This window comes from Erwinia sp. (assembly GCF_049696395.1).
Lineage (GTDB): Bacteria > Pseudomonadota > Gammaproteobacteria > Enterobacterales > Enterobacteriaceae > Erwinia.
In genome coordinates this window covers 1-25,525 of record NZ_JBAVTT010000068.1, presented here as the reverse complement: position 1 = coordinate 25,525, position 25,525 = coordinate 1, and the positions used below count along the sequence as shown (strand labels likewise).

The 25,525-nt window shown below is 52.8% G+C and carries 21 protein-coding genes and 5 tRNA genes; 22 read left to right on the top strand and 4 right to left on the bottom strand.

The window, feature by feature from the left end; genetic code table 11:
* Positions 1-1,545: a threonine ammonia-lyase, biosynthetic gene (gene ilvA, locus WCC56_RS09490; RefSeq protein WP_424692133.1), complete on the top strand. Its 1,545-nt coding sequence runs from the start codon at positions 1-3 to the stop codon at positions 1,543-1,545.
* On the opposite strand, the gene ilvY is transcribed toward ilvA, so the two are convergent.
* Positions 1,546-2,427: an HTH-type transcriptional activator IlvY gene (ilvY, locus tag WCC56_RS09485; RefSeq protein ID WP_424692132.1), complete on the bottom strand. Its 882-nt coding sequence runs from the start codon at positions 2,425-2,427 to the stop codon at positions 1,546-1,548.
* Between the two features lie 165 nt (positions 2,428-2,592).
* Here ilvY and ilvC point away from each other — a divergent pair, with 165 nt between their 5' ends.
* On the top strand, positions 2,593-4,071 hold the full coding sequence (gene ilvC / locus WCC56_RS09480) for a ketol-acid reductoisomerase (RefSeq protein WP_424692131.1): 1,479 nt from the start codon (positions 2,593-2,595) through the stop codon (positions 4,069-4,071).
* An 86-nt stretch (positions 4,072-4,157) separates the two neighbouring features.
* Here the strand turns inward: ilvC and ppiC are convergent, their stop codons facing one another.
* Positions 4,158-4,439 (bottom strand): peptidylprolyl isomerase PpiC, encoded by a 282-nt coding sequence (gene ppiC, locus WCC56_RS09475; protein ID WP_013200228.1) that lies wholly within the window; start codon positions 4,437-4,439, stop codon positions 4,158-4,160.
* An 89-nt stretch (positions 4,440-4,528) separates the two neighbouring features.
* Between ppiC and rep the strand changes: the two genes are divergently transcribed.
* Positions 4,529-6,550 (top strand): DNA helicase Rep, encoded by a 2,022-nt coding sequence (gene rep / locus WCC56_RS09470; RefSeq protein ID WP_424692130.1) that lies wholly within the window; start codon positions 4,529-4,531, stop codon positions 6,548-6,550.
* A gap of 59 nt (positions 6,551-6,609) precedes the next feature.
* Here the strand turns inward: rep and gppA are convergent, their stop codons facing one another.
* Positions 6,610-8,094, bottom strand: coding sequence for a guanosine-5'-triphosphate,3'-diphosphate diphosphatase (gene gppA / locus WCC56_RS09465; RefSeq protein ID WP_424692129.1), 1,485 nt, complete (start codon positions 8,092-8,094; stop codon positions 6,610-6,612).
* Between the two features lie 7 nt (positions 8,095-8,101).
* On the bottom strand, positions 8,102-9,394 hold the full coding sequence (gene rhlB, locus WCC56_RS09460) for an ATP-dependent RNA helicase RhlB (RefSeq protein WP_424692128.1): 1,293 nt from the start codon (positions 9,392-9,394) through the stop codon (positions 8,102-8,104).
* 117 nt (positions 9,395-9,511) lie between these two features.
* On the opposite strand from rhlB, the gene trxA reads away from it, so the two are divergent.
* From trxA to WCC56_RS09365, 19 genes are all read left to right on the top strand, one after another.
* Entirely contained in the window at positions 9,512-9,844 is a 333-nt protein-coding gene (trxA, locus tag WCC56_RS09455) for a thioredoxin TrxA (RefSeq protein WP_013200232.1), read from the top strand.
* 387 nt (positions 9,845-10,231) lie between these two features.
* Positions 10,232-11,491 (top strand): transcription termination factor Rho, encoded by a 1,260-nt coding sequence (gene rho / locus WCC56_RS09450; protein WP_013200233.1) that lies wholly within the window; start codon positions 10,232-10,234, stop codon positions 11,489-11,491.
* A 316-nt stretch (positions 11,492-11,807) separates the two neighbouring features.
* Complete coding sequence (wecA, locus tag WCC56_RS09445) at positions 11,808-12,914, top strand: UDP-N-acetylglucosamine--undecaprenyl-phosphate N-acetylglucosaminephosphotransferase (protein ID WP_424692127.1); 1,107 nt, start codon at positions 11,808-11,810, stop codon at positions 12,912-12,914.
* A gap of 31 nt (positions 12,915-12,945) precedes the next feature.
* Positions 12,946-13,971 (top strand): ECA polysaccharide chain length modulation protein, encoded by a 1,026-nt coding sequence (gene wzzE / locus WCC56_RS09440; protein WP_424692126.1) that lies wholly within the window; start codon positions 12,946-12,948, stop codon positions 13,969-13,971.
* Positions 13,972-14,020: 49 nt separating this feature from the next.
* A complete protein-coding gene (gene wecB, locus WCC56_RS09435) occupies positions 14,021-15,151 on the top strand; it encodes a non-hydrolyzing UDP-N-acetylglucosamine 2-epimerase (protein WP_424692125.1) in 1,131 nt (376 codons plus the stop codon).
* Positions 15,148-16,410, top strand: coding sequence for a UDP-N-acetyl-D-mannosamine dehydrogenase (wecC, locus tag WCC56_RS09430; RefSeq protein ID WP_424692124.1), 1,263 nt, complete (start codon positions 15,148-15,150; stop codon positions 16,408-16,410). Before wecB ends, wecC begins: the two co-directional genes overlap by 4 nt.
* On the top strand, positions 16,407-17,474 hold the full coding sequence (gene rfbB, locus WCC56_RS09425) for a dTDP-glucose 4,6-dehydratase (RefSeq protein ID WP_424692123.1): 1,068 nt from the start codon (positions 16,407-16,409) through the stop codon (positions 17,472-17,474). Before wecC ends, rfbB begins: the two co-directional genes overlap by 4 nt.
* A 25-nt stretch (positions 17,475-17,499) precedes the next feature.
* Complete coding sequence (rfbA, locus tag WCC56_RS09420; protein ID WP_424692122.1) at positions 17,500-18,381, top strand: glucose-1-phosphate thymidylyltransferase RfbA; 882 nt, start codon at positions 17,500-17,502, stop codon at positions 18,379-18,381.
* Positions 18,359-19,051, top strand: a complete 693-nt coding sequence (gene rffC, locus WCC56_RS09415) for a dTDP-4-amino-4,6-dideoxy-D-galactose acyltransferase (RefSeq protein ID WP_424692121.1) — start codon at positions 18,359-18,361, stop codon at positions 19,049-19,051. The genes rfbA and rffC overlap by 23 nt, the downstream gene beginning before the upstream one ends.
* 4 nt (positions 19,052-19,055) lie before the next feature.
* Complete coding sequence (gene rffA / locus WCC56_RS09410; protein ID WP_424692120.1) at positions 19,056-20,186, top strand: dTDP-4-amino-4,6-dideoxygalactose transaminase; 1,131 nt, start codon at positions 19,056-19,058, stop codon at positions 20,184-20,186.
* A 1-nt stretch (position 20,187) separates the two neighbouring features.
* On the top strand, positions 20,188-21,438 hold the full coding sequence (gene wzxE / locus WCC56_RS09405) for a lipid III flippase WzxE (protein ID WP_424692119.1): 1,251 nt from the start codon (positions 20,188-20,190) through the stop codon (positions 21,436-21,438).
* On the top strand, positions 21,435-22,508 hold the full coding sequence (locus WCC56_RS09400) for a TDP-N-acetylfucosamine:lipid II N-acetylfucosaminyltransferase (protein WP_424692118.1): 1,074 nt from the start codon (positions 21,435-21,437) through the stop codon (positions 22,506-22,508). Before wzxE ends, WCC56_RS09400 begins: the two co-directional genes overlap by 4 nt.
* On the top strand, positions 22,505-23,845 hold the full coding sequence (wzyE, locus tag WCC56_RS09395; protein WP_424692117.1) for an ECA oligosaccharide polymerase: 1,341 nt from the start codon (positions 22,505-22,507) through the stop codon (positions 23,843-23,845). The genes WCC56_RS09400 and wzyE overlap by 4 nt, the downstream gene beginning before the upstream one ends.
* 54 nt (positions 23,846-23,899) lie before the next feature.
* On the top strand, positions 23,900-24,631 hold the full coding sequence (gene wecG / locus WCC56_RS09390) for a lipopolysaccharide N-acetylmannosaminouronosyltransferase (protein ID WP_424692116.1): 732 nt from the start codon (positions 23,900-23,902) through the stop codon (positions 24,629-24,631).
* 180 nt (positions 24,632-24,811) lie between these two features.
* A tRNA-Arg gene (locus WCC56_RS09385) sits at positions 24,812-24,888 on the top strand.
* Between the two features lie 90 nt (positions 24,889-24,978).
* A tRNA-His gene (locus WCC56_RS09380) sits at positions 24,979-25,054 on the top strand.
* Between the two features lie 16 nt (positions 25,055-25,070).
* A tRNA-Leu gene (locus tag WCC56_RS09375) sits at positions 25,071-25,157 on the top strand.
* 48 nt (positions 25,158-25,205) lie between these two features.
* Positions 25,206-25,282 (top strand) — tRNA-Pro (locus WCC56_RS09370).
* Positions 25,283-25,365: 83 nt separating this feature from the next.
* Positions 25,366-25,442: transfer RNA gene (locus WCC56_RS09365), tRNA-Pro, on the top strand.
* Positions 25,443-25,525: the final 83 nt, after the last annotated feature.

The window sequence follows — 25,525 nt, the reverse complement described above, 5'->3', positions numbered from 1 at the left end:
ATGGCTGAGTCTCAAACGTTACCCGACCAGCCTTGCGGCGCGGAGTATCTGCGGGCGGTTCTCCGCTCGCCGGTTTACGAAGTGGCGCAGGTCACCCCGTTGCAGAAGATGGAGAAGATCTCTTCCCGTCTGGGCAACACCATTTTGGTTAAGCGTGAAGATCGTCAGCCGGTGCACAGCTTCAAGCTGCGCGGGGCTTACGCGATGATCGCGACGTTAAACGAAGAGCAGAAAGCGCGCGGGGTGATTACCGCTTCCGCAGGCAATCATGCTCAGGGTGTGGCACTGTCTGCTTCTAAATTAGGGATTACCTCCCTGATTGTGATGCCAGTGACCACCGCAGATATCAAAGTGGATGCGGTGCGGGCGTTTGGCGGTGAGGCTTACCTGTTTGGCGCCAACTTTGACGAAGCAAAAGCCAGGGCGATCGAACTGGCGGAACAGAAGGGTTACACCTTTGTGCCCCCGTTCGATCATCCAATGGTGATCGCCGGGCAGGGTACGCTGGCGATGGAACTGTTGCAGCAAGATGCGCACCTCGACCGCGTATTTGTGCCAGTTGGCGGCGGCGGTTTAGCGGCTGGCGTTGCCGTGCTGATCAAGCAGCTGATGCCGCAGATTAAAGTGATCGCGGTGGAAGCGGAAGATTCGGCCTGTCTGAAGGCCGCGCTCGATGCTGGTCATCCTGTCGATCTGCCGCGTGTTGGCGGCTTTGCTGAAGGTGTGGCCGTGAAGCGCATCGGCAATGAGACCTTCCGTCTGTGTCAGGAATATCTCGACGACATCATCACCGTAGACAGCGATGCCATCTGTGCCGCCATGAAAGATCTGTTTGAGGATGTTCGTGCCGTTGCGGAACCTTCCGGCGCTCTGGCGCTGGCAGGCATGAAAAAATACATTCAACAGCATCAGATCAAAGGTGAACGTCTGGCGCATGTGCTTTCTGGTGCGAACGTAAACTTCCATGGTTTACGTTATGTTTCGGAGCGCTGTGAGCTGGGTGAGCAACGTGAGGCTTTGCTGGCCGTAACCATTCCTGAGCAGAAAGGCAGCTTCCTGACGTTTTGCCAACTGCTGGGAGGCCGCTCGGTCACCGAGTTCAACTATCGCTATGCCAAAGCCGATAACGCCTGCATTTTTGTTGGCGTGCGCCTGACGCGGGGTCTTGAAGAACGAAGCGAGATCCTGCAGTTGCTCGAAGAGGGTGGCTACAAGGTTGTCGACCTCTCCGACGATGAAATGGCCAAGCTGCATGTGCGCTATATGGTTGGCGGGCGTCCTTCAAAACCGCTGCGCGAGCGTCTGTTCAGCTTTGAATTCCCAGAGGCGCCGGGTGCGTTGCTACGCTTCCTGCAAACGCTGGGAACGCACTGGAACATTTCGTTGTTCCATTATCGCAGCCACGGCACGGATTATGGTCGCGTGCTGGCAGGATTCGAACTGAGCGACAGCGAGCCGCAGTTTGAAGAGCACCTGGCTGAGCTGGGCTATGATTTCCACGATGAAAGTAATAACCCGGCCTTCAGCTTCTTCCTGGCAGGCTAGTTACATCAGTGCCCAAAACGCATCGATAAGCGGCTCATTGAGCCGCTTTTTTTGTACGCATACGCCCAGTTCGAACGGCGCGACCATCTCCACGTTATCCAGCTCAAGAATACGATTTCGCACCGATTCCGGGCTGTTCTCCAGCACCACATCCGGCAGCAAAGCGATGCCACATCCCAGCGCGACCATTGACACGATCGCTTCATGGCCGGCAACCGTAGCGTAAATCAACGGATTAGGAATACGACGACGGCGGAACCATAAATCAATGCGCTGCCTCGCCGGTCCCTGGTCGGGCAGGATAAAGGGGATCTCTGACCAGTCTGGTTCAGCTTCTGTGGCCTGAGTGCGAACCGGGCAAGGAAGCGCCGGGGCGATCAACACTAGCGGGATCAGACCAATCGGCGTAAAACCGATACTGGCTGGCAGTGTTTCCGGCCTGCCGGCAATAGCAATATCCGCCTCTGTGCTTTGCACTTTCTCCACCGCATCGGCGGCATCGCCGGTTGTCAGCTTAATTTCCACCAGAGGATGTTCAGCGCGAAAGCGATCCAGTATTGGGGGTAAGTGGCTGTAAGCCGCCGTCACCGAACAGAAAAGCCGAAGCTCTCCACTCAGCGATGGGCCATTCTGACCAATGGAATGCAGCAGGTGCTGATACTGCAAAAGCGTGTGCTGGGCGAACTGGCGAAGCTGCTCGCCAGCATCTGTCAGCGTTACCGTGCGGTTATCTCGCAGAAACAGTGCCTGGCCCAGGTCTTCCTCCAGCCGCTGGATTTGCCGTGACAAGGTGGAGGGACTGACGTGCATCGCCCTTGCGCTGCGGCCAAAATGGCGGCTTTCAGCCAGATGAAGAAACAGTTTCAGGTCGCGTAAGTCCATACAATTCAGGCCTCAATTTCACGTTGCAGTTTTTGCAATATCACGTTGTTAATATATCAATTTAAGCAATGCATTTCCTGTCATATGATAAGGTTTATACAGGGTAAGCCGCTGACGGCTCTCCCGCCTTATTAAAAGACCCAAACAACCCTATACGGAGTTACCATGGCTAACTATTTCAATACTTTGAACCTGCGCAACCAGTTGGCGCAATTAGGTAAATGTCGCTTCATGTCCCGTGAAGAATTTGCTGATGAAGCCAGCTACCTGAAAGGCAAAAAAGTCGTCATCGTTGGTTGTGGTGCTCAAGGCCTGAACCAGGGTCTGAACATGCGTGACTCCGGTCTGGACATCGCTTACGCCCTGCGTTCAGAGGCGATTGCTGAGAAGCGTGCTTCATGGCGTAAAGCGACTGAAAACGGTTTCAAAGTAGGTACCTACGAAGAGCTGATCCCTCAGGCTGACCTGGTTGTTAACCTGACGCCAGACAAGCAGCACACTTCGGTTGTTCAGGCGGTTCAGCCATTGATGAAAGACGGTGCAGCGCTGGGTTACTCTCACGGTTTCAACATCGTTGAAGTGGGTGAGCAGGTTCGTAAAGACATTACTGTAGTGATGGTCGCGCCGAAGTGCCCAGGCACCGAAGTGCGTGAAGAGTACAAGCGTGGTTTCGGTGTGCCAACGCTGATCGCGGTTCACCCGGAAAACGATCCTAAAGGCGAAGGCATGGCGATTGCTAAGGCCTGGGCTGCGGCAACTGGCGGCCACCGTGCCGGTGTTCTGGAATCTTCCTTCGTTGCTGAAGTGAAATCCGACCTGATGGGCGAACAAACTATTCTGTGCGGTATGCTGCAGGCTGGTTCACTGCTGTGCTTCGATAAGCTGGTGGCAGAAGGGACGGATCCTACTTATGCTGAAAAACTGATTCAGTTCGGTTGGGAAACCGTGACCGAAGCGCTGAAGCAGGGCGGCATCACGCTGATGATGGACCGTCTGTCTAATCCAGCTAAAGTGCGTGCTTTCGCTCTGTCTGAGCAGCTGAAAACCATCATGGCTCCGCTGTTCCAGAAGCACATGGATGACATCATCTCCGGTGAGTTCTCTTCCGGCATGATGGCTGACTGGGCGAACGACGATAAGAAGCTGCTGGGCTGGCGTGAAGAGACAGGCAAAACTGCCTTCGAGACCGCTTCCCAGTTCGAAGGTAAAATTGCTGAGCAGACTTACTTCGACGAAGGCGTGGTAATGATCGCGATGGTAAAAGCAGGCGTTGAGCTGGCCTTCGAAACTATGGTTGCTGCGGGTATCATTGAAGAGTCAGCTTACTACGAATCTCTGCATGAGCTGCCGCTGATCGCCAACACTATCGCTCGTAAGCGTCTGTATGAAATGAACGTGGTTATCTCTGACACCGCAGAATACGGTAACTACCTGTTCTCTTACGCGGCAGTTCCCCTGCTGAAAGAGTTCATGACCACTCTGCAGGCCGGCGATCTGGGTAAATCAGCAGCGACTTCAACCGAGATCGATAACGCTCAGCTGCGTGACGTGAACGAAGCGATTCGTCATCACCCAATCGAAGCTGTAGGCAGCAAACTGCGTGGCTACATGACCGATATGAAACGTATTGCTGTTGCAGGTTAATGCCTGTCTGACGGGCTGGTTTCTCCGGCCCTGAAGCAAAAAAAAAGAGCGGGCTGCGCTCTTTTTTTTCGTCTGTCATCCGGCAATCAGTTGCGGTACAACACTTTGATGATGTGGTAACCGAACTGGGTATGCAGAGGACCATAAGGCACGATAAGTGGGCATGAGAACACCACTTTATCAAACGCTGGCACCATTGCGCCCTGTTTGAACTCGCCTAAATGGCCACCTTTTTTGCCTGACGGACAGGTGGAGTGCTTTTTGGCCAGCTTTTCAAAGTCTGCGCCTTTCTCCAGCTCAGCCAGAATGTCCTGAGCCAGTTTTTCTTCCTTAACAAGGATATGGAGTGCTGCTGCGGTTTTTGCCATGATCGTACCTTGAGTCATAGGGATGCTGCTGGCTATACTACCACGCTGAATTTCTCTTTCCTTCTGTCATTTCATCGAGCGACTTTCCTATGCGTCTGAATCCTGGCCAACAACAAGCCGTCGAATTTGTTACCGGGCCGTGCCTGGTGCTGGCTGGTGCGGGGTCGGGCAAAACGCGCGTGATCACCAACAAAATCGCCCATCTGATCCGTGAATGCGGCTATCAGGCTCGCCATATCGCCGCTGTCACCTTTACGAACAAGGCCTCACGCGAGATGAAAGAGCGTGTAGCGCAAACTCTGGGGCGCAAAGAAGCCCGTGGATTAATGATTTCCACTTTCCATACCCTGGGGTTAGAGGTCATCAAGCGCGAGTATGCCGCGTTGGGCATGAAGTCGAACTTCTCGTTGTTTGACGATCAGGATCAGCTGGCGTTGCTGAAGGACCTGACAGAAGAGTGGCTGGAAAATGACAAGACTCTGTTGCAACAGCTGATATCGACGATCTCCAACTGGAAGAACGATCTGATGGATCCTTCCCGTGCGGCGGCTGGCGCTGTGTCTGAGCGGGATAAACTTTTCGCTCACTGTTATGGCCTGTATGACAAGCATCTGAAGTCCTGCAACGTACTGGACTTTGACGACTTGATCCTGCTACCGACCTTGCTGTTCCAGCGCAATAAGGAAGTGCTGGAACGCTGGCAACAGCGCATCCGTTACCTGCTGGTGGATGAATATCAGGATACCAACACCAGCCAGTACGAACTGGTGAAGCTGCTGGTAGGGGCGCGCGCGCGTTTTACCGTGGTAGGCGATGACGATCAGTCAATCTACTCCTGGCGCGGTGCCCGGCCACAAAACCTTGTGCTCCTTAGCGAAGACTTCCCTGCGCTACAGGTGATTAAGCTGGAACAAAATTACCGATCCACAGAGCGCATCCTGAAAGCAGCCAATATCCTGATTGCCAATAATCCCCATGTGTTTGAGAAACGCCTTTTCTCCGAGCTGGGTTATGGCGCAGAGCTGAAAGTGGTCACTGCCAACAATGAAGACCATGAGGCTGAGCGAACGATTGGTGAACTGATCGCCCATCACTTCATCAATAAAACGCAGTACAAGGATTACGCGATCCTGTATCGCGGCAACCATCAGTCGCGCGTATTCGAAAAAATGCTGATGCAGAACCGCATTCCCTACCGCATCTCAGGGGGAACGTCCTTCTTCTCCAGGCCGGAAATTAAGGATCTGCTGGCCTATCTGCGGATCCTGACCAATCCGAACGATGACAGCGCTTTTATGCGCATTGTGAATACGCCAAGGCGTGAAATCGGCTCGGCGACGTTACAGAAGCTGGGCGAGTGGGCGATGCAACGTAACAAAAGCCTGTTCACTGCCAGCTTTGATATGGGCCTTGAGCAGACGCTTACAGGGCGTGGTCTGGAGTCACTTCAGCGCTTCACTTTCTGGCTTCAGGAAGTGGCTCAGCTCGCAGAACGTGAGCCCGTGGCCGCCGTTCGCGATTTGATCCGTGGCATCGACTACGAAAGCTGGTTGTTTGAAACCTCTGCCAGCCCAAAAGCGGCTGAAATGCGGATGAAAAACGTCAATACGCTGTTCCAGTGGATGACGGAAATGCTGGAAGGCAGTGACATCGATGAAGCGATGACGCTGACTCAGGTTGTCACCCGTTTTACGCTGCGGGATATGATGGAACGCGGCGAAAGCGAGGAAGATATGGACCAGGTCCAGCTGATGACGCTGCATGCTTCCAAAGGGCTGGAATTCCCCTATGTCTATTTAGTCGGGATGGAAGAAGGGCTGTTGCCGCACCAAAGCAGCATTGATGAGAACAATGTCGATGAAGAGCGCCGCCTTGCCTACGTAGGCATCACGCGTGCCCGCAAAGAGCTGACCTTCACCTTATGCCGCGAACGTCGTCAGTACGGTGAGACGATCCGTCCTGAACCGAGCCGTTTCCTGATGGAGCTGCCGCAGGATGATTTGACGTGGGAAACCGAGCGCAAAGTTGTCAGTGCTGAACAGCGTATGCAGACAGGGCAAAGTCGGGTAGCCAATCTGAAGGCAATGCTCGACAAGGCGAAAGGGAAGTAGAGCCAAAGCGAGATAAAAATGAAAAGGGGCTGAATCAGCCCCTTTTTACTGCCAGTCACTCAGCCGATTGTCAGCGGCCAGTGAACGTAGCTTTGCCAGTGGCATTCCTGCTCCAGCAGCTCTGCACGAAGCGGGTGTGCTTCCAGCCAACCTGCTGGCAGAGTGACATGCAGCGCATCGTCATCAGCATGCAGGCGAACCGCGGGCAAGGTATCGTCACGTCGACGGCTGGAGAAAATAATTGCCAGACGCAGCAAACGACAAAGTCGTTCAGCCATTCTTGGTGGGATCGCATTTTGCTGGCTTAGTACCGCCAGATCGATGCTGTTGACCTGATTTTGCAGCAAAGTAGCTAACAGTTTTTTTTGTGCGGGGGTAAAGCCAGGCAGGTCGAGATGGCGAATCAGATAAGCGGCGTGTTGCGGAGCCTGTTTGAAATCGACACTCAGTCCGATTTCATGCATCAGGCAGGCACTGTCCAGAAGATCCCGACATCGGTCGTCCAGCTTCCAGCTGTGGCTGATCTGGCGGACAAAACTTTCTGCCAGATTGCGCACGCGATCGGCCTGCTCCGCATCAATAGTGAAACGACGTTGAATATTTCTCATCGTACGGCTGCGAATATCGCGATCTATGGGCAGGTGCAACATGCCATATACCAGCCCTTCACGTAGGGCACCGCCAGCCAGCGTCATGCTGTTGATGTTGAGCTCGGTGAAAATGGCAATCAGAATCGACAGACCGCTTGGAAACACCAAGGCGCGTTCCAGCGTCAGCCCTTCGATCTCCAACTCTTCGAGCTTACCGCACTGAATGGCTCGCTGCTTCAACTGCTGCAGTTTGCTCAGGGTGATGCGCTCATCCATGCCCTGAGCCATCATAATTTCCTGCAACGCCTGTACGGTGCCAGAAGCACCAACACAAACTTGCCAGCCCTGTTCACGTAACTGGGCCGCAATCGGGCGAATCATGGCGCGGGCGGCTTGTTCAGCCTGTTCGAAATTGGCTTTCGCCAGATGACGATCGCCAAAATAGCGCTCAAGCCAGGTAACGCATCCCATCGACAGACTGAACAGGGAAGTCGTCTGCGACCCGCTTCCAGTAACCAGCTCCGTGCTACCGCCGCCTATGTCTACAACCAGACGCTTGTCAGAGCCGCCGGTAGTATGCGCAACACCTTGATAAATCAGGCGTGCTTCGTCCTCGCCGCTGATGACATTCACCGGGCAGCCAAGGATTTGTTGGGCAGTTTGCAGGAAGGTTCCGGCGTTCGACGCCAGTCGCAGCGTGGCGGTGGCAACGACGCGAATTTGCTCGGCAGGAATGTCCTGCAACTGCTCGGAGAACAGTCGCAGACACTGCCAGCCGCGCTCCATAGCGTCATCTGAAAGATGATTTTCGCTATCGAGGCCGGCGGCCAGACGGACTTTGCGCTTGATGCGCGCTACGGTCTGGATATTTCCAGCCACCTCGCGCACCACCAACATATGGAAACTGTTCGATCCCAGATCGATAGCAGCATAAAGTGATGACGCGCTCAGCATGGCTGTTTTAACCTGAACGTTTACGGTTGTTGTTGCGTGGTGCACTGCTGCGGCGATTGTTGTTGCTGCCACGACGTGGACCATTGCCAGAACGATGACGTGTTAAACGCTTCGCTGGCGGCAGGTCAGTCATCAGCGCATCACTGTTATAACGGCTCACGGTAATGCTGTGGCCGATATACTCTTCGATAGCAGGCAGATTCAGCGCGTACTCTTCGCAAGCCAGGCTGATGGAGTGCCCATTCGCGCCAGCACGTCCGGTACGACCAATACGGTGAACGTAATCTTCACGGTCATCCGGCAGGTCATAGTTGAACACATGCGTTACCGCAGGAATGTGCAGACCACGGGCCGCAACGTCGGTGGCGACCAGGATATCAATATCACCTTTGGTGAAGTCATCCAGGATGCGCAGACGCTTTTTCTGAGCGACGTCGCCGGTCAACAGTCCAACACGGTGTCCATCTGCAGCCAGATGGCCCCAGACATCTTCACAGCGGTGTTTAGTGTTAGCAAAGATGATGGCACGATCTGGCCACTCTTCTTCCAGCAACGTTTGCAGCAGACGCATCTTCTCTTCATTAGAAGGATAGAAGAGCTCTTCTTTAATGCGGTGTCCGGTTTTCTGCTCTGGTTCCACTTCCACGTATTCTGCGTTGTTCATGTTTTCGAACGCCAGTTCGCGAACGCGGAAAGAAAGGGTTGCAGAGAACAGCATGTTCAGACGCTGGTTTGCCGCAGGCATCCGGCGGAATAGCCAACGAATATCTTTAATAAAGCCGAGATCGAACATGCGATCCGCTTCATCGAGCACAACGACCTGAATGGCGCCGAGGTTAACGTGATTTTGCTTGGTATAGTCAATCAGTCGGCCAGTGGTGCCGATTAAAATATCTACACCGCTTTCCAGCACTTTAAGCTGCTTGTCGTAGCCGTCACCGCCATAAGCAAGCCCAAGTTTGAGACCGGTTGCCTGCGTCAGCGGTTCAGCATCGGCATGGATCTGCACGGCCAATTCGCGAGTTGGCGCCAGGATCAGCGCGCGTGGCTGATTCACCTGACGGCCTTCTGGCGCAGGGTTAGAAAGAAGATGATGGAACGTTGACGTCAGGAACGCCATCGTTTTTCCGGTACCGGTTTGCGCCTGTCCCGCTACATCACGCCCTGAAAGCGTGAAAGGCAATGCCAGCGCCTGAATCGGCGTGCAGTTATGAAAGCCTTTAGTTTCAAGGGCTTCAATGACCTGAGGGTGCAGGGCGAAGTCGGAAAACTTCTGTTCGGTTAAGTGTGTTTTGCTCATAGTGTGGTAGAATATCAGCTTACTATTGCTTTACGAAAGCGTATCCGGTGAAATAAAGTCAACCTAAGTTGGCAGATTTTACGCCAACCAGCCAGGCATAATCTTTTGGAGTAAGACATGAGCAGCGATAAAATTGTCCACCTGACCGACGACAGCTTCGATTCCGACGTATTAAAAGCAGAAGGTTTGACGCTGGTCGACTTCTGGGCAGAGTGGTGTGGTCCTTGTAAAATGATCGCCCCGATCCTGGATGAAGTCGCCGAAGAGTACGACGGCAAGCTGACAATCGCGAAACTGAATATCGACGATAATCCGGGCACAGCGCCTAAATACGGCATTCGTGGTATTCCTACTTTGCTGCTGTTCAAAAACGGCGAAGTAGCGGCGACGAAAGTCGGCGCCCTTTCTAAAGGCCAGCTCAAAGAGTTCCTTAACGCGAACCTGGGCTAACAGCCTGTCCGGCGCCTGGCTCGAGGGTCTTTATTTGTCCTCTGTCAGGTGCCCGGCATATTTTCAGTCCGCCGCTAGACGTTTCACATTAGTCGTGCTAAGTTGGTTTTACTGCACTACGAACTTACCTGTAGTTTGAATCTTAGAATTACTCCTTGTTGAACGCCTAATCATTTTCTCCTTGCAGGCATTCAGCAATCTGACGGTTAGCATCATCAGAATTTCCGGCGTCTTGTCCTTACCGTCTCCTCGTCTCAGATTTGCGTTTTCCTGCACGTGATCATCGAGCGGATCCTGACAAGAGTGCCATTAACAGGCATGGATTTTTCGCCATACCACTTACGACAATCATTCCGAGATTTACCCCGAGTTTAAGAACCCACCATTATGAATCTTACCGAATTAAAAAATACGCCGGTTTCTGACCTGATTACACTCGGCGAAAACATGGGGCTTGAAAATCAGGCTCGCATGCGCAAACAGGACATCATCTTCTCTATCCTGAAACAGCATGCCAAAAGCGGCGAAGACATCTTCGGCGACGGCGTACTTGAAATATTGCAGGATGGCTTTGGATTCCTCCGCTCCGGAGACAGTTCCTACCTCGCCGGTCCTGATGATATCTACGTCTCTCCTAGCCAAATCCGCCGCTTCAACCTCCGCACAGGTGACACCATTTCCGGCAAGATCCGCCCGCCGAAAGAAGGTGAGCGTTATTTTGCCCTGCTGAAAGTTAACGAAGTTAACTATGACAAACCAGAAAACGCCCGCAACAAAATCCTGTTCGAAAACTTAACCCCGCTGCACGCAAACTCTCGTCTGCGCATGGAACGTGGTAACGGTTCGACAGAAGATTTGACCGCTCGCGTGCTGGATTTGGCCTCGCCTATTGGCCGTGGTCAGCGTGGTCTGATCGTGGCACCGCCAAAAGCCGGTAAAACCATGCTGCTGCAGAACATTGCAACCAGCATCGCTTACAACCATCCAGACTGCGTACTGATGGTCCTGCTGATTGACGAACGTCCGGAAGAAGTGACCGAGATGCAGCGTCTGGTGAAAGGCGAAGTGATCGCTTCCACCTTCGATGAGCCAGCTTCCCGCCATGTGCAGGTTGCCGAAATGGTTATCGAGAAGGCCAAGCGTCTGGTTGAACACAAGAAAGATGTGATCATCCTGCTGGACTCCATTACTCGTCTGGCTCGTGCTTACAACACCGTTGTGCCTGCTTCAGGTAAAGTGCTGACCGGTGGTGTTGATGCTAACGCCCTGCACCGTCCAAAGCGTTTCTTCGGTGCTGCACGTAACGTAGAAGAGGGCGGAAGCCTGACCATCATCGCCACCGCACTGGTTGATACCGGTTCGAAGATGGACGAAGTGATCTACGAAGAATTTAAAGGTACAGGCAACATGGAACTGCATCTGGCGCGTAAAATCGCTGAGAAGCGTGTGTTCCCTGCTATCGATTACAACCGTTCAGGTACGCGTAAAGAAGAGCTGCTTACCAGCTCTGAAGAACTGCAGAAGATGTGGATCCTGCGTAAAATCATCCATCCAATGGGTGAAATTGACGCCATGGAGTTCCTCATCAACAAGTTGGCCATGACCAAAACCAACGATGAGTTCTTCGACATGATGAAACGCTCTTAAGCGATTCATCGGGCAGTAAAAAAACGGAAGTGCTGATAAAGACTTCCGTTTTTTGGCTTCTTTGTCATGAAAAGCCTCAAGTGCCAGAAAATTCATAAAACTCGGGGAACGCCACGCTAAGACGTGGCGTTTTTCGTTTTTGAGTTATACGATATTTCAGGGTCTCGTTGAGTCTGACCTTAACGGAGTACGGCAGAAGCAATGTTACTGTGGATTAGTACATTCTTCTTGCTTAAAAAAAACAGAATCTTCGCAGTGTGTTTGGCACAATGTATGCCGTCAATACAATTAGATTCATAGCAGAGAGCTGGTTAATGTGAATTTACTCAATTTGAGTACTGAGATAACGTTTATATTCCTGTTTTCACTTGCATTTCTTTTCTTTGCACGTAAAGCAGCGAAAAAAATTGGGTTAGTGGACAAACCTAATTATCGTAAGCGTCATCAGGGGGTGATCCCTCTTGTCGGCGGTATCTCTGTGTTTGCCGGGATATGCTTCACCTTTTCGATAACCGATTATTATGTGCCGCATTCGCACCTTTACCTCGGGTGTGCCGGGATGTTGGTCCTGGTAGGTGCAGTCGACGATCGCTACGATATCAGCGTCAAATTCAGAGCTGCCGTCCAGGCGGGCGTTGCTGGCGTAATGATGGCTGCAGCGAACCTCTACTTACTGAGCCTGGGGTATATTTTTGGCCCCTGGGAGCTCGTAGTAGGTCCTTTCGGCTATGTACTGACTCTGTTCGCCGTCTGGGCAGCGATTAACGCGTTCAATATGGTTGATGGCATTGACGGTTTATTGGGAGGACTCTCCTGCGTCACATTCCTGGCCATGGGCATTATCTTGTTGTTCGATGGACAGCAGAGCCTGGCTATGTGGTGCTTCGCCATGATCGCGGCAATAGTCCCTTATATCCTGTTGAATATGGGCGTGTTTGGTCGCCGGTATAAAGTATTCATGGGGGATGCCGGCAGCACATTAATAGGGTTTACCGTTATCTGGATCCTGCTTGAAGCGACCCAGGGGAAAAATCATCCCATTACGCCAGTCACGGCGTTATGGCTTATTGCTATCCCACTGATGGACATGGTGGCGATTATGTATCGTCGACTAAGCAAAGGAATGAGTCCCTTCTCAGCAGACCGCCAGCATATTCACCATCTGATCATGCGCGCTGGTTTCACTTCTCGTCAGGCTTTTGTCCTTATCACTGCAGCAGCGGCACTTCTGGCAGCCGTAGGCGTTCTGGGTGAATATCTGGAATTTATTCCTGAATGGATGATGTTAGTGCTGTTTTTGTTGGCTTTCATGCTTTACGGCTACTGCATAAAACGCGCGTGGCGCGTGGCACGTTTCTTAAAACGTATTCAACGCCGTATGCGCCGTAACAGTAAGGCCAATAAACCCTCGCAAACAGAATAAATTTTTGCCCTGAAAACAAGGAATCTCAAGTATGACGCATCCTGACGTCAACCATAACGAGCTGGATATTCGCGGGCTTTGCTGCACTTTATGGCAGGGTAAAAAATGGATCCTGGGCGTGGCGCTGGTGTTTGTCCTGCTTGCCTGGGTCTGGTCGCTGTTGGTGACGCCTAAATGGAGTACCACAGCGATTACCGATCGCCCAACGGTCAACATGTTGAGCAGTTTCTACTCTCAACAACAATTCCTGGATAATCTGGATCTTCACGCCAGTCAGTCAGCAGAGGCTCCTCCTTCGGTAATGGCTGAGGCCTACCAGGAGTTTGTGATGCAACTCTCTGCTTATGACACTCGCCGGGAATTCTGGCTGCAAACTGATTATTACAAGCAACGGCAGAGCGGCAACTCCCGAGATGATGCGGTCTTATTAGATGAGATGATTGCCAACATTCAGTTTCAGCCTGCCGATGCGGCTAAAAACCTGAATGATTCCGTGCGTCTGGTCGCTGAGACGTCAAAAGACGCTAATACGCTTCTGCGGCAGTACGTTGCCTTCGCCAGTCAGCGGGCGGCCACGCATTTAAATGAAGAACTGACCGGTGCCTGGGCTGCCAGAACCATTCAGATGAAAGCGCAGGTAAAAAGACAGGAAGCGGTAGCGAAAGCTATTTACGATCGTCAGGTAAACAGTGTTCAGCAAGCGCTGAAAATTGCCCAACAGCAGGGATTCGAGCAGTCTAAAACGGATACGCCTTCCGAACAGCTGCCAGATTCAGAACTGTTCCTGTTGGGTCGGCCTCTGCTGCAAGCCAGACTGGAAAATCTCCAGGCCAGCGGACCAGGCTACGATCTGGACTATGATCAAAACAAAGCCATGTTGTCTACGCTGAATGTCGGCCCAACACTGGTGACTACTTTCCAGACTTACCGCTATCTGCGTACACCGGAGGAGCCGGTGAAACGCGACAGCCCTCGTCGCCTGTTTTTGATGATCATGTGGGGCGCTGTGGGTGCCTTAATTGGAGCAGGGATTGCACTGGCACGCCGACCGCGCTAAACCTCGGCTGGCCTGTCGTTATCAGACAGATGAACGTAAGAGAGTCACCTTGAAAGTATTAACAGTTTTTGGCACGCGCCCTGAAGCGATAAAAATGGCGCCGCTGGTTCATGCTCTGGCGCAGGATAGCGAGATTGACGCTCGTCTGTGCGTCACTGCACAGCACCGTGAGATGCTGGACCAGGTGCTGCAACTGTTCGCCATCGTTCCGGATTATGATCTGAATATCATGAGCCCCGGTCAGGGGCTGACCGAAATTACCAGCCGGATTCTGGAAGGGTTAAAGGGGGTATTCACTGAATTCAAACCGGATGTGGTGCTGGTGCATGGAGACACCACTACCACCTTTGCCGCCAGTCTGGCGGCATTCTATCACCGCATTCCTGTCGGCCATGTTGAAGCAGGCCTGCGCACTGGCGATCTCTATTCGCCCTGGCCGGAAGAAGCTAACCGCACGCTGACCGGTCATCTTGCCACCTGGCATTTCACCCCTACGGAAAACTCCCGTCAAAATCTGTTGAAAGAAAACCTGCGCAGTGACCGGATGTTCGTGACGGGCAACACGGTGATTGATGCGCTGTTCTGGGTCAGAGATCGGGTGTTAGGTGATGGCGCGTTACGGCACGACCTGGCTTCGCGCTATCCTTTCCTGGATGCCGATAAAAAAATGATCCTGGTGACCGGGCATCGACGAGAGAGCTTCGGTGGCGGATTTGAGCGTATCTGCAGTGCGTTGGCCGAAATTGCTCGCCTGCATCCAGACGTGCAAATTGTCTATCCAGTGCACCTGAATCCCAATGTCAGCGAACCGGTGAACCGAATTCTGAGCCGTATCGACAACATTTTCCTGATTGATCCGCAGGAATACCTGCCGTTCGTCTGGCTGATGGTCCGTTCCTGGCTGATCCTGACGGATTCTGGCGGAATACAGGAAGAAGCGCCCTCACTGGGTAAACCGGTGCTGGTGATGCGAGGCACCACTGAGCGACCAGAAGCGGTTGAGGCTGGTACGGTCAAACTGGTGGGCACTGACGTGCAAAAAATTGTCAGCGAGGTAACACGCCTGCTGACCGATGAAGACGCTTATCAATCCATGAGCCGCGCCCACAATCCCTATGGGGACGGCCTGGCCTGCGAACGTATTGTGCAGGCACTAAAAAACAATCGGGTTACGTTATGATTTTCAATACCATTTCCATTATCGGGCTGGGTTACATCGGCCTGCCCACCGCAGCGGCCTTTGCTTCACGGCAGAAAAAAGTGATTGGCATCGACATCAATGCCCGCGCTGTCGAAACCATTAATCGCGGTGAGATCCACATCGTTGAACCCGATCTCGACCGGGTAGTGAAAAGTGCCGTTGAAGGAGGCTACCTGCGCGCTGCCACCAGGCCAGAAGCCGCTGACGCCTTTCTTATCGCTGTGCCAACCCCGTTTAAGGATGATCATCAGCCTGACCTCAGCTGGGTTAAAGCAGCTGCTGAATCCATCGCGCCGGTGTTGAAGCAAGGGGATTTAGTGATCCTGGAGTCAACCTCGCCGGTTGGTGCTACCGAACAAATGGCCGCGTGGCTGGCTGCCGCGCGTGTAGACCTGACTTTTCCACAGCAGGCTGGTGATGCTGCCGACGTGCATATCGCCTACTGCCCGGAGCGAGTGCTGCCGGGCAAGGTCATGGTCGAACTTTTTAAAAACGATCGGGTAATTGGCGGGATGACACCAACCTGCTCCCAGCTTGCTTGCGACTTATACAACATCTTCCTTGAAGGTGAATGCGTGGTGACGAACTCGCGTACTGCCGAGATGTGTAAGCTGACCGAAAACAGCTTCCGTGACGTCAATATCGCCTTTGCTAACGAGCTTTCACTGATTTGTGCCGATCAAGGGATCAACGTCTGGGAGTTGATTCGCCTGGCGAATCGCCATCCACGAGTGAATATCTTGCAACCTGGTCCTGGCGTTGGCGGCCACTGCATTGCCGTCGATCCCTGGTTTATCGTGGCGCAGAACCCGGTGCAGGCTCGCTTAATCCGCACTGCGCGTGAAGTGAATGACAGCAAGCCGCTTTGGGTACTTGAGCAGGTTAAAAAGGCGTTAGCCGAGAGTCTGACCAGCAACGATAAACGCGCCAGTGAGCTGACAATTGCCTGTTTCGGCCTGGCTTTTAAACCAGATATTGACGATCTGCGTGAGAGCCCGGCGATGCATGTGGCAGAAATGATCGCCGACTGGCACTCAGGCACCACCTTAGTGGTTGAGCCGAACATTCACCAGTTGCCAGAGAAGCTGGCTGGTAAAGCCGTTCTGGTCCAACTGGAGCAGGCTTTAGAGCAAGCTGATGTGCTGGTGATGCTGGTAGATCACACACAGTTTAAAGCCATGGATGCGGCGCAGATCCACGCTCATCAGAGAGTGGATACCAAAGGAGTCTGGCAGTGAAGCGGATACTCATAACGGGAGGGGCCGGTTTTATTGGCTCGGCAGTGGTCAGGCATATTATCGCCACCACCAATGACCAGGTCCGGGTAATCGATAAGCTGAGTTATGCCGGCAATCTCTCTTCATTGAGTCCGGTAGCCGATAATCCTCGTTTCTCATTCGCCAGGGTAGATATTTGCGACAGGCAGGCAGTGGATGCCGAGATTGCTGATTTCAGGCCACAGCTGATCATGCATCTGGCGGCGGAAAGCCATGTTGATCGCTCTATTGAGGGTCCCATTGCGTTTGTTGAGACCAATATTGTCGGCACCTATGTGATGCTGGAAGCGGCCAGGCATTATTGGGTGACTCTTACAGCAGATGAGAAAAGCGATTTTCGTTTCCATCATATCTCCACTGATGAAGTGTTTGGCGATTTGGAAAGTGAGACAGATTTTTTCACAGAAACCACGCCCTATGCACCCAGTAGCCCTTACTCTGCCACTAAGGCCAGCAGCGACCATCTAGTCCGCGCCTGGCATCGTACTTATGGTCTGCCGGTAATAGTCACCAACTGCTCGAATAACTATGGGCCATACCATTTCCCTGAGAAGCTGATCCCATTGATGATTATCAACGCGTTAGCCGGCAAGGCTTTACCCGTCTACGGTGATGGTGCGCAAATCCGGGACTGGTTATACGTGGATGATCATGCCGTAGCGCTCTGTCAGGTGGTGAAGACGGGCAAGCCCGGCGAAACTTACAATATTGGCGGGCATAACGAGCAGCGAAATATTGATGTGGTCAATACACTTTGTGATTTGCTGAACGAGCTGGCGCCTGAAAAACCTGCCGGTGTGAACGATTTTCATGAGTTGATCACCTTTGTGGCTGACCGACCTGGGCACGATCGCCGTTATGCGATAGACGCGAGTAAAATTGAGCGTGAATTGGGCTGGCGGCCCCTTGAAACCTTTGAATCCGGGATGCGTAAAACGGTGAGCTGGTTTCTGGAGAACCCACAATGGTGGCAAAGTATTCTCAATGGTAGCTATCAGGGCGAGCGTTTAGGGCTAGTTCAGTGATCAGGAAAGCCTCAAGGAGGGTGTGATGAAAGGTATCGTATTAGCTGGGGGATCGGGTACTCGTTTGCACCCTATCACCCGTGGCATCTCCAAACAGTTATTGCCTGTTTACGATAAGCCAATGATTTACTATCCCATTTCGGTGCTGATGCTGGCAGGTATCCGCGATATCCTGATTATTACCACGCCGGAAGATAAACCCCACTATCATCGTTTACTCGGTGATGGGGCAGAGTTTGGTATTGAGCTGTCCTATGCGGAACAGCCTAGCCCGGATGGCCTGGCACAGGCATTTATTATCGGCGAGTCCTTCCTTAACGGAGAGGGTTGCTGTCTGGTGTTAGGAGACAATATCTATTTTGGGCAGGGTTTTAGCCCTAAGCTGCGGCATGTTGCAGCCAAAACTCAGGGCGCCACAGTGTTTGCTTATCAGGTTATGGATCCTGAACGTTTTGGCGTTGTTGAATTTGACGATAATTTCCAGGCCATTTCTCTTGAAGAGAAACCACGCGTGCCGAAATCGCGCTGGGCAGTTACCGGCCTCTATTTTTATGACCATCGTGTTGTCGAATTTGCCAAACAAGTTAAACCTTCAGAAAGGGGCGAACTTGAGATCACCAGTATTAACCAGATGTATCTGGACCAGGGTGATCTTTCCGTGCAATTGCTTGGTAGAGGATTTGCCTGGTTAGATACCGGTACTCACGACAGCCTGATTGAAGCCAGTACCTTCGTGCAGACGGTAGAGAAACGCCAAGGCTTCAAAATTGCCTGTCTTGAAGAGATTGGCTGGCGAAATGGCTGGCTGACGGATGAAGATGTGCGCCGTTCTGCACTGGCGCTGGCTAAAACAGGCTACGGCCAATATCTGGAAGACCTTCTTCATGCCCGTCCACGCCAATATTAAGCCGCTGCAGTGGGAAAACGAATTCTTCCGGTTGCAGAGCGGTCTGATTGAGTTGAATGGAGAGAAGCCGTTAAATGACTCGCTGTTTGCTGATTACGATCTCGTTCAGGTAAAGGTTTTATCGCAGCAGACGGCAGAGCTGGATGCGCTCACTTCGCTGGGTTTTAAGCTGGTGGAAGGAGAGGCCGACTTCGTGCTGGGGATTGCCTCAGCAAGCCGCCCTGAAGGAATTCGGATTGCCAGAAAAGAGCATATCCCTGCCTTGCGGGAAGCGGCCAGCGGCGCTTTTGCGCAAAGCCGTTTCCGTGCTCCCTGGTATCAGCCCGGTGACAGTGGTCGTTTCTATGCCCAGTGGATTGAAAACGCCGTGCTGGGCACCTTTGATCATCAATGCCTGCTTGCTGTCAGCGAGCAGGGCGAGCTACAGGGTTTTATCTCCCTGCGTGAACTGGCGGATGGCAGTGCGAGAATAGGGCTGCTGGCTACGTTGCCCGAAGCTCAGGGACTGGGTGTTGGGCAGCGCATGATTGAAGCGGCTTCCGACTGGTGCCGCGCGCGACGCCTCACTCGCCTGCATGTGGCTACTCAACTGGGCAATTTACCCGCGCTCAGACTTTATCATCGCTGTGGGGGCGTGATTGAACGCACCGCCTACTGGCTCTACAGGTAACATTATGATCCCCTTTAACGCCCCCCCGATCGTGGGAAGCGAACTCGACTACATGAAATCGGCCATGAACAGCGGCAAGCTGTGTGGCGACGGCGGATTTACCCGACGCTGCCAGCAATGGATGGAAAATAAGTTCGGCAGCAAAAAAGTGCTGCTGACGCCTTCCTGCACGGCCTCTCTGGAAATGGCCGCGATCCTGATCGATATCCAGCCTGGCGATGAAGTGATCATGCCAAGCTATACCTTCGTCTCAACGGCGAATGCCTTTGTGCTGCGCGGTGCCACAATCGTGTTTATTGATCTCCGTCCGGATACGATGAACATGGATGAGACGTTGATTGAAGCGGCGATCACCAATAAAACGAAAGCCATTGTCCCGGTTCATTACGCTGGCGTGTCCTGCGATATGGACGCGATTATGGCGTTGGCGGCGAAGCATCAACTGTTTGTGATTGAAGACGCTGCGCAGGGCGTGATGTCCACCTGGAAAGGCAAAGCGCTGGGGACGATTGGTCATATCGGCTGCTTCAGCTTCCACGAAACCAAGAACTACACGGCTGGCGGGGAAGGCGGAGCCACGTTAATCAACGATCCGGCCTTGGTGGAGCGTGCCGAAATCATCAGAGAAAAAGGGACTAACCGTAGCCAATTTTTCCGTGGGCAAGTCGATAAATACACCTGGCGCGATATTGGTTCAAGCTACCTGATGGCCGATTTACAGGCAGCCTATCTTTGGGCTCAGCTTGAGGCGGCTACCCGCATTAACCAGCAGCGTCTGCGCTTGTGGCAAAACTATCACACGGCGCTGCAACCCATTGCAGCCAGCGGCCGGATGACTTTGCCGACGATCCCGTCTACCTGCCAGCATAACGCGCATATGTTCTATATAAAACTACGTGATGTTGAAGACCGTACGGCGCTGATTAACTGGCTGAAAGAAGCCGAGATTCTGGCGGTTTTCCATTATATCCCGCTGCACTCCTCACCTGCAGGTCAGCGTTTTGGCCGTTTCCACGGCGAAGATCGTTACACTCAGCTCGAAAGTGAACGTCTGCTGCGTCTGCCGCTGTTTTATAACCTCACTGATAACAATCAGCAGACGGTGATTAACTCCCTGCTGAGCTATTTTTCCTGATATGTCGCTGGCTAAAGCTTCGGTGTGGACGGCAGCGTCCACTCTGGTCAAAATTGCGGCCGGTCTGCTGGTGGTCAAAATGCTGGCGGTGTCATTTGGCCCCTCCGGCGTGGGCCAGGCAGGCAACTTTCGTCAGCTGATTACCGTGCTTGGGGTGCTGGCCGGAGCCGGTATTTTTAACGGCGTAACCAAATACGTTGCTGAACATCAGCATAATCCGCAGAAGCTTCAGGCCGTCACCGGTACAGCTTCCGCAATGGTGTTGGGTTTCTCCACATTACTGGCCATTGTGTTTTTAATTTTTGCCGAGCCGATCAGCGTTGGCTTATTTGGCCACAGCGATTATCAGAATGTGGTGCGTATCGTTGCTTTCCTGCAGGCTGGGATTGCCTGGGCCAATCTGGCTCTGGCGGTGATAAAAGGTTTTCGTGATGCAAAGGGGAATGCGCTGGCGCTGATCCTCGGCAGCCTGATTGGCGTGATGGCGTGGTTTGTCTGTTACTGGTTAGGTGGCTACAGCGGCGCGCTGGTGGGGATGGCAATGGTTCCTGCTCTGGTTGTGTTGCCTGCGGCACTGTTGCTGGCAAAACGTGACCATTTGCCGATGCGCTTCCTTAAACCGCGCTGGGAGGGTGAGATTGCCCGTAACCTGAGCAAGTTCACCCTGATGTCGCTGATGACCTCCGTCACCTTGCCGGTGGCGTGGATAATGATGCGTAATCTGCTGGCCGAACACAACGGTTGGGAGCAGGTGGGGCTCTGGCAAGGTGTGACCAGCATTTCGGATGCTTATCTGCAGTTTATCACCGCATCTTTCAGCGTTTACTTGCTGCCCACGTTGTCGCGTCTGACCAGCAAAAAAGAGATCTCCCGTGAAATTTTTCGCTCGTTGAGCTTTGTTTTGCCAGCGGTGATGGCAGTCAGTCTGATGGTCTGGCTGCTGCGTGATGTGGCTATCTGGCTGTTGTTCTCCAGCCAGTTTACCGGCATGCGTGACCTCTTTATCTGGCAGCTGACGGGTGATGTCTTTAAAGTAGGCTCTTATGTGTTTGGCTACCTGGTGATAGCCAAAGCCTCACTGCGTTTTTATGCCCTGACCGAGATCAGCCAGTTCATTCTGTTGACTCTGTTCGCTCGCTGGCTGATCCCGCTGCATGGTGCAACCGGCGCGGCTCAAGCCTACATGGCGACTTATATGGTCTATTTTGCGCTCTGCGCAGGCACCTTTTTTCTTTATCGTAGAAAAGTATGACAACATTGATTCACGTTCTCGGCTCTGCCATTCCACACCATAATCACACCGTGCTGCGCTTTTTTAACGACAGCGTGGCCGAAGCCATGCCGCGTGCGGAGCCTCGTCAGTTTTGGGTAGTGGGAGAGCCCGCTGCCACTGCTGATTGCAGCAAGCTGGCCATTCGCTGGTTTGCCAACAAACGCGCCATCGCTGATGCAGTCGTCGCCCTTGCCGAGGCAGACAGAAAAACTCATTTCTTCTTCCATGGGCAGTTCAACCCAACGCTGTGGCTGGCGATCCTGTTTGGCAAAATTAAACCGGCGCAGGTTTACTGGCATATCTGGGGTGCGGATTTATACGAACAGGCCGGTGGCCTGAAATTCCGCCTGTTTTACTTTATGCGGCGGCTGGCGCAAAAAAGAGTGGGTCAGGTATTTGCCACGCGCGGGGACATCAACCATTTACAGCAAAGCCATCCTGATGTACCGGCCTCTTTGCTCTATTTCCCTACTCGAATGGCTCAGACTGAGTTGCCTGCCGCAGAATTACAGCAAGAGATGACCTTGTTGGTGGGTAATTCCGGCGATGAAAGTAACCGCCATATCCAGGCACTTCACGAGATCCATCAGCAGTTTGGTGATCGGGTTAATGTGGTTGTACCGATGGGCTACCCGGATCACAATGAGGCCTATATTCAGCGCGTGCGTGAAGCCGGACAGGCACTTTTTCCGTTGGAGAGGTTACAAATCCTCACGGAAAAGCTCGAGTTCACGTCATATTTGCAGCTGATTTCGCGGTGTGACCTGGGGTATTTTATTTTTGAACGTCAGCAAGGCATTGGCACCTTATGCCTGCTGATCCAGGCCAATGTCCCGTTTGTTGTTAACCGTAAGAACCCGTTCTGGCAGGATTTGACTGAGCAACAGGTTCCGGTCCTGTTTGCTGGCGATGCGCTGGATCCGCAGGTGGTTAGCGAGGCAAAACGGCAAATGACCCTGCTGGATAAAACTTCGATTGCCTTTTTTGAGCCTGCCTACCTTGAGGGCTGGAAAAGGGCGCTGGCTCAGGCTGAAGGAGAGAAGGCATGACGCTGATGCAATTTGCTGGCCTGTTGGTCGTCTGGCTGCTGTCGCTTGGCCTGATCCTGACGCTGACCTGGAAAGAGTTTCGACGGGTGAAATTCAACTTCAATGTCTTCTTTTCACTGCTTTTTTTGCTGACATTTTACTTCGGCTTCCCGCTGACCTGCATGCTGGTGTTCGGCTTTAACGTTGAGGTCGTTCCCCCTGAATTCCTGTTAGAAGCGCTGCTTTCTGCTACCGGTTTTTATGCCATTTACTATGTCAGTTATAAGACGCGCCTGCGTGCAGCCACCTCCGAGCCCAGACGACAGGTGTTCACCATCAACAGGGTTGAAGCGCATTTAACCTGGGGTATTCTGGCGGTGATAGCGTTGGGAACGGTGCTGGTCTTCTTCCTGCACAACGGCTTCCTGCTCTTTAAACTGCACAGTTACAGCCAGATTTTCTCCGCCGAGGTGTCGGGCGTAGCGCTGAAGCGCTTTTTCTACTTCTTCATCCCCGCGATGCTGGTGATCTATTTTCTCAATCCCAGCTTCCGTAACTGGTTATTTTTCCTCGTTGCCACGGTGGCCTTTGGCTTACTTACCTATGCGATTGTTGGGGGGACGCGGGCGAATATCATCATCGCTTTTGCGTTGTTCCTGTTTATCGGCATTATTCGCGGCTGGATTACCTTGTGGATGCTGGCGATGGCCGGCGTCTTTTCAGTGGTCGGGATGTTCTGGCTGGCACTGCGCCGCTATAACCTGGATGTCAGTGGCTCCGAAGCGTTTTATACCTTCCTGTATCTGACCAGGGACACTTTCTCTCCCTGGGAGAACCTGGGCCTGCTGCTGCAAAACTACGACAAGATTGATTTCCAGGGACTGGCACCGATCGTCCGGGATTTTTACGTGTTTATCCCCAGTTGGCTATGGCCTGACCGGCCATCCATCGTGTTGAACAGCGGGAACTATTTCACCTGGGAAGTGTTGAATAATCATTCCGGGTTGGCGATCTCACCCACGCTGATTGGTTCTCTGGTGGTGATGGGCGGCGCGTGGTTTATCCCGTTAGGTGCGGTAGCCGTTGGGATGATCATTAAATGGTTCGACTGGCTCTATCAAAAGGGACAGCAGGAAGCCAACCGCTACAAGGCCGCGATTTTACAGAGTTTCTGCTTTGGCGCGGTGTTTAATATGATTGTACTGGCGCGTGAAGGACTGGATTCTTTTGCTTCCAGGGTGGTGTTCTTCTGCCTGATCTTTGTGGTGGCGGTCATCGCAGCGAAACTGCTGTTCTGGCTGTTTGACACGGCAGGCCTGATTCGTTCGCGGAAAGTCCCGGTAGCCGTGTATGACTAATTTTTCTCGGGCCTGCGGGCCCGATTTGCTGCATTTGACCTGAAGGAAACGATTGTGGATTCAGTCCCTCAATACCAGATCCGTGGCTTTAAGCTGCTCGGGTTTCGCGATATGGCTGGGTTTCTGGACTATCTCTATCTGGATAACACCCTTAAATCCGGCACGCTGGTGGCTATCAATGCTGAGAAAGTTCTGACCGCAGAAAGTCAGCCTGAGATCCGCCAGCTGATTGACGAAGCGGAATTTAAATACGCAGACGGCATCAGTATTGTGCGGTCTGTTCGCAAAAAATACCCTCAGGCGGAGGTCTCCCGCATTGCCGGAGCCGATCTGTGGGAAGGGTTGATGGAACGTGCCGGGCGGGAAGGTACGCCTGTTTTCCTGATTGGCGGCAAGCCGCAGGTGCTGGCACAAACAGAAGAGAAACTGCGTAGCCAGTGGAAGGTAAACATTGTCGGTTCGCAGGATGGGTATTTTTCTCCGGCAGACCGCGAAGCTTTATTTGCACGGATTGCGGCGAGTGGCGCGAAGATTGTCACTGTGGCCATGGGATCGCCCCGGCAGGAAATTCTGATGCGTGACTGCAAGGCTGTCTGGCCAGAAGCCCTTTATATGGGCGTGGGTGGTACCTATGACGTCTTTACGGGGCATGTGAAGCGTGCGCCTAAGATTTGGCAGAAAATGGGTCTGGAGTGGCTCTATCGGCTTATTATGCAGCCATCGCGTCTGCGCAGGCAGCTCAGGCTGCTGAAATATCTGAACTATCACTGGCGCGGCGATCTTTAATTTTATTATTTGTTCGTGGACTGTTGCTGGAAAGCTGAGCATTTTGGCCCGGATGTAGGGTGAAAACGTTCGCCATTTAGACAGAACGCACAAAGCGTAATCAAACAAGATATTTAGTGATAAAAAGCACTGGACAGGATCGGCTCAAATACGTAGTATGCCCATCCGCAACGGCGCTAAGCGCCCGTAGCTCAGCTGGATAGAGCGCTGCCCTCCGGAGGCAGAGGTCTCAGGTTCGAATCCTGTCGGGCGCACCATTAATTTAGTGCAGCAAGAGCTGCGGTGGTAGTTTTACCGCGTTAGGCAGTAAGCAGTAAAAGTTGTAAAGAAGTGCAGCAGTAGATGTGGTGGCTATAGCTCAGTTGGTAGAGCCCTGGATTGTGATTCCAGTTGTCGTGGGTTCGAGTCCCATTAGCCACCCCAGATTTTGTTCAGGTATGCGAAGGTGGCGGAATTGGTAGACGCGCTAGCTTCAGGTGTTAGTGTTCTTACGGACGTGAGGGTTCAAGTCCCTCTCTTCGCACCAACAAAATCAGTAGTAGGGTGAAGCAGTAAAAGAAGTGCCAGCAGTATTCGGCGAGTAGCGCAGCTTGGTAGCGCAACTGGTTTGGGACCAGTGGGTCGGAGGTTCGAATCCTCTCTCGCCGACCACTTTCAAAGACTTGCCGAGGCAGGTTTTTTTGCTTAAGTTCCAAGGAACTGAGCAAGAGCAGTAAAGAAGTACCAGCAGTATTCGGCGAGTAGCGCAGCTTGGTAGCGCAACTGGTTTGGGACCAGTGGGTCGGAGGTTCGAATCCTCTCTCGCCGACCAATTTAGAAAAGGCCAGCTTTCGAGCTGGCCTTTTTGCATCCTGCTGCCGACAGAGGATGAGAATCTCCGAAGGAGGTTTGAGC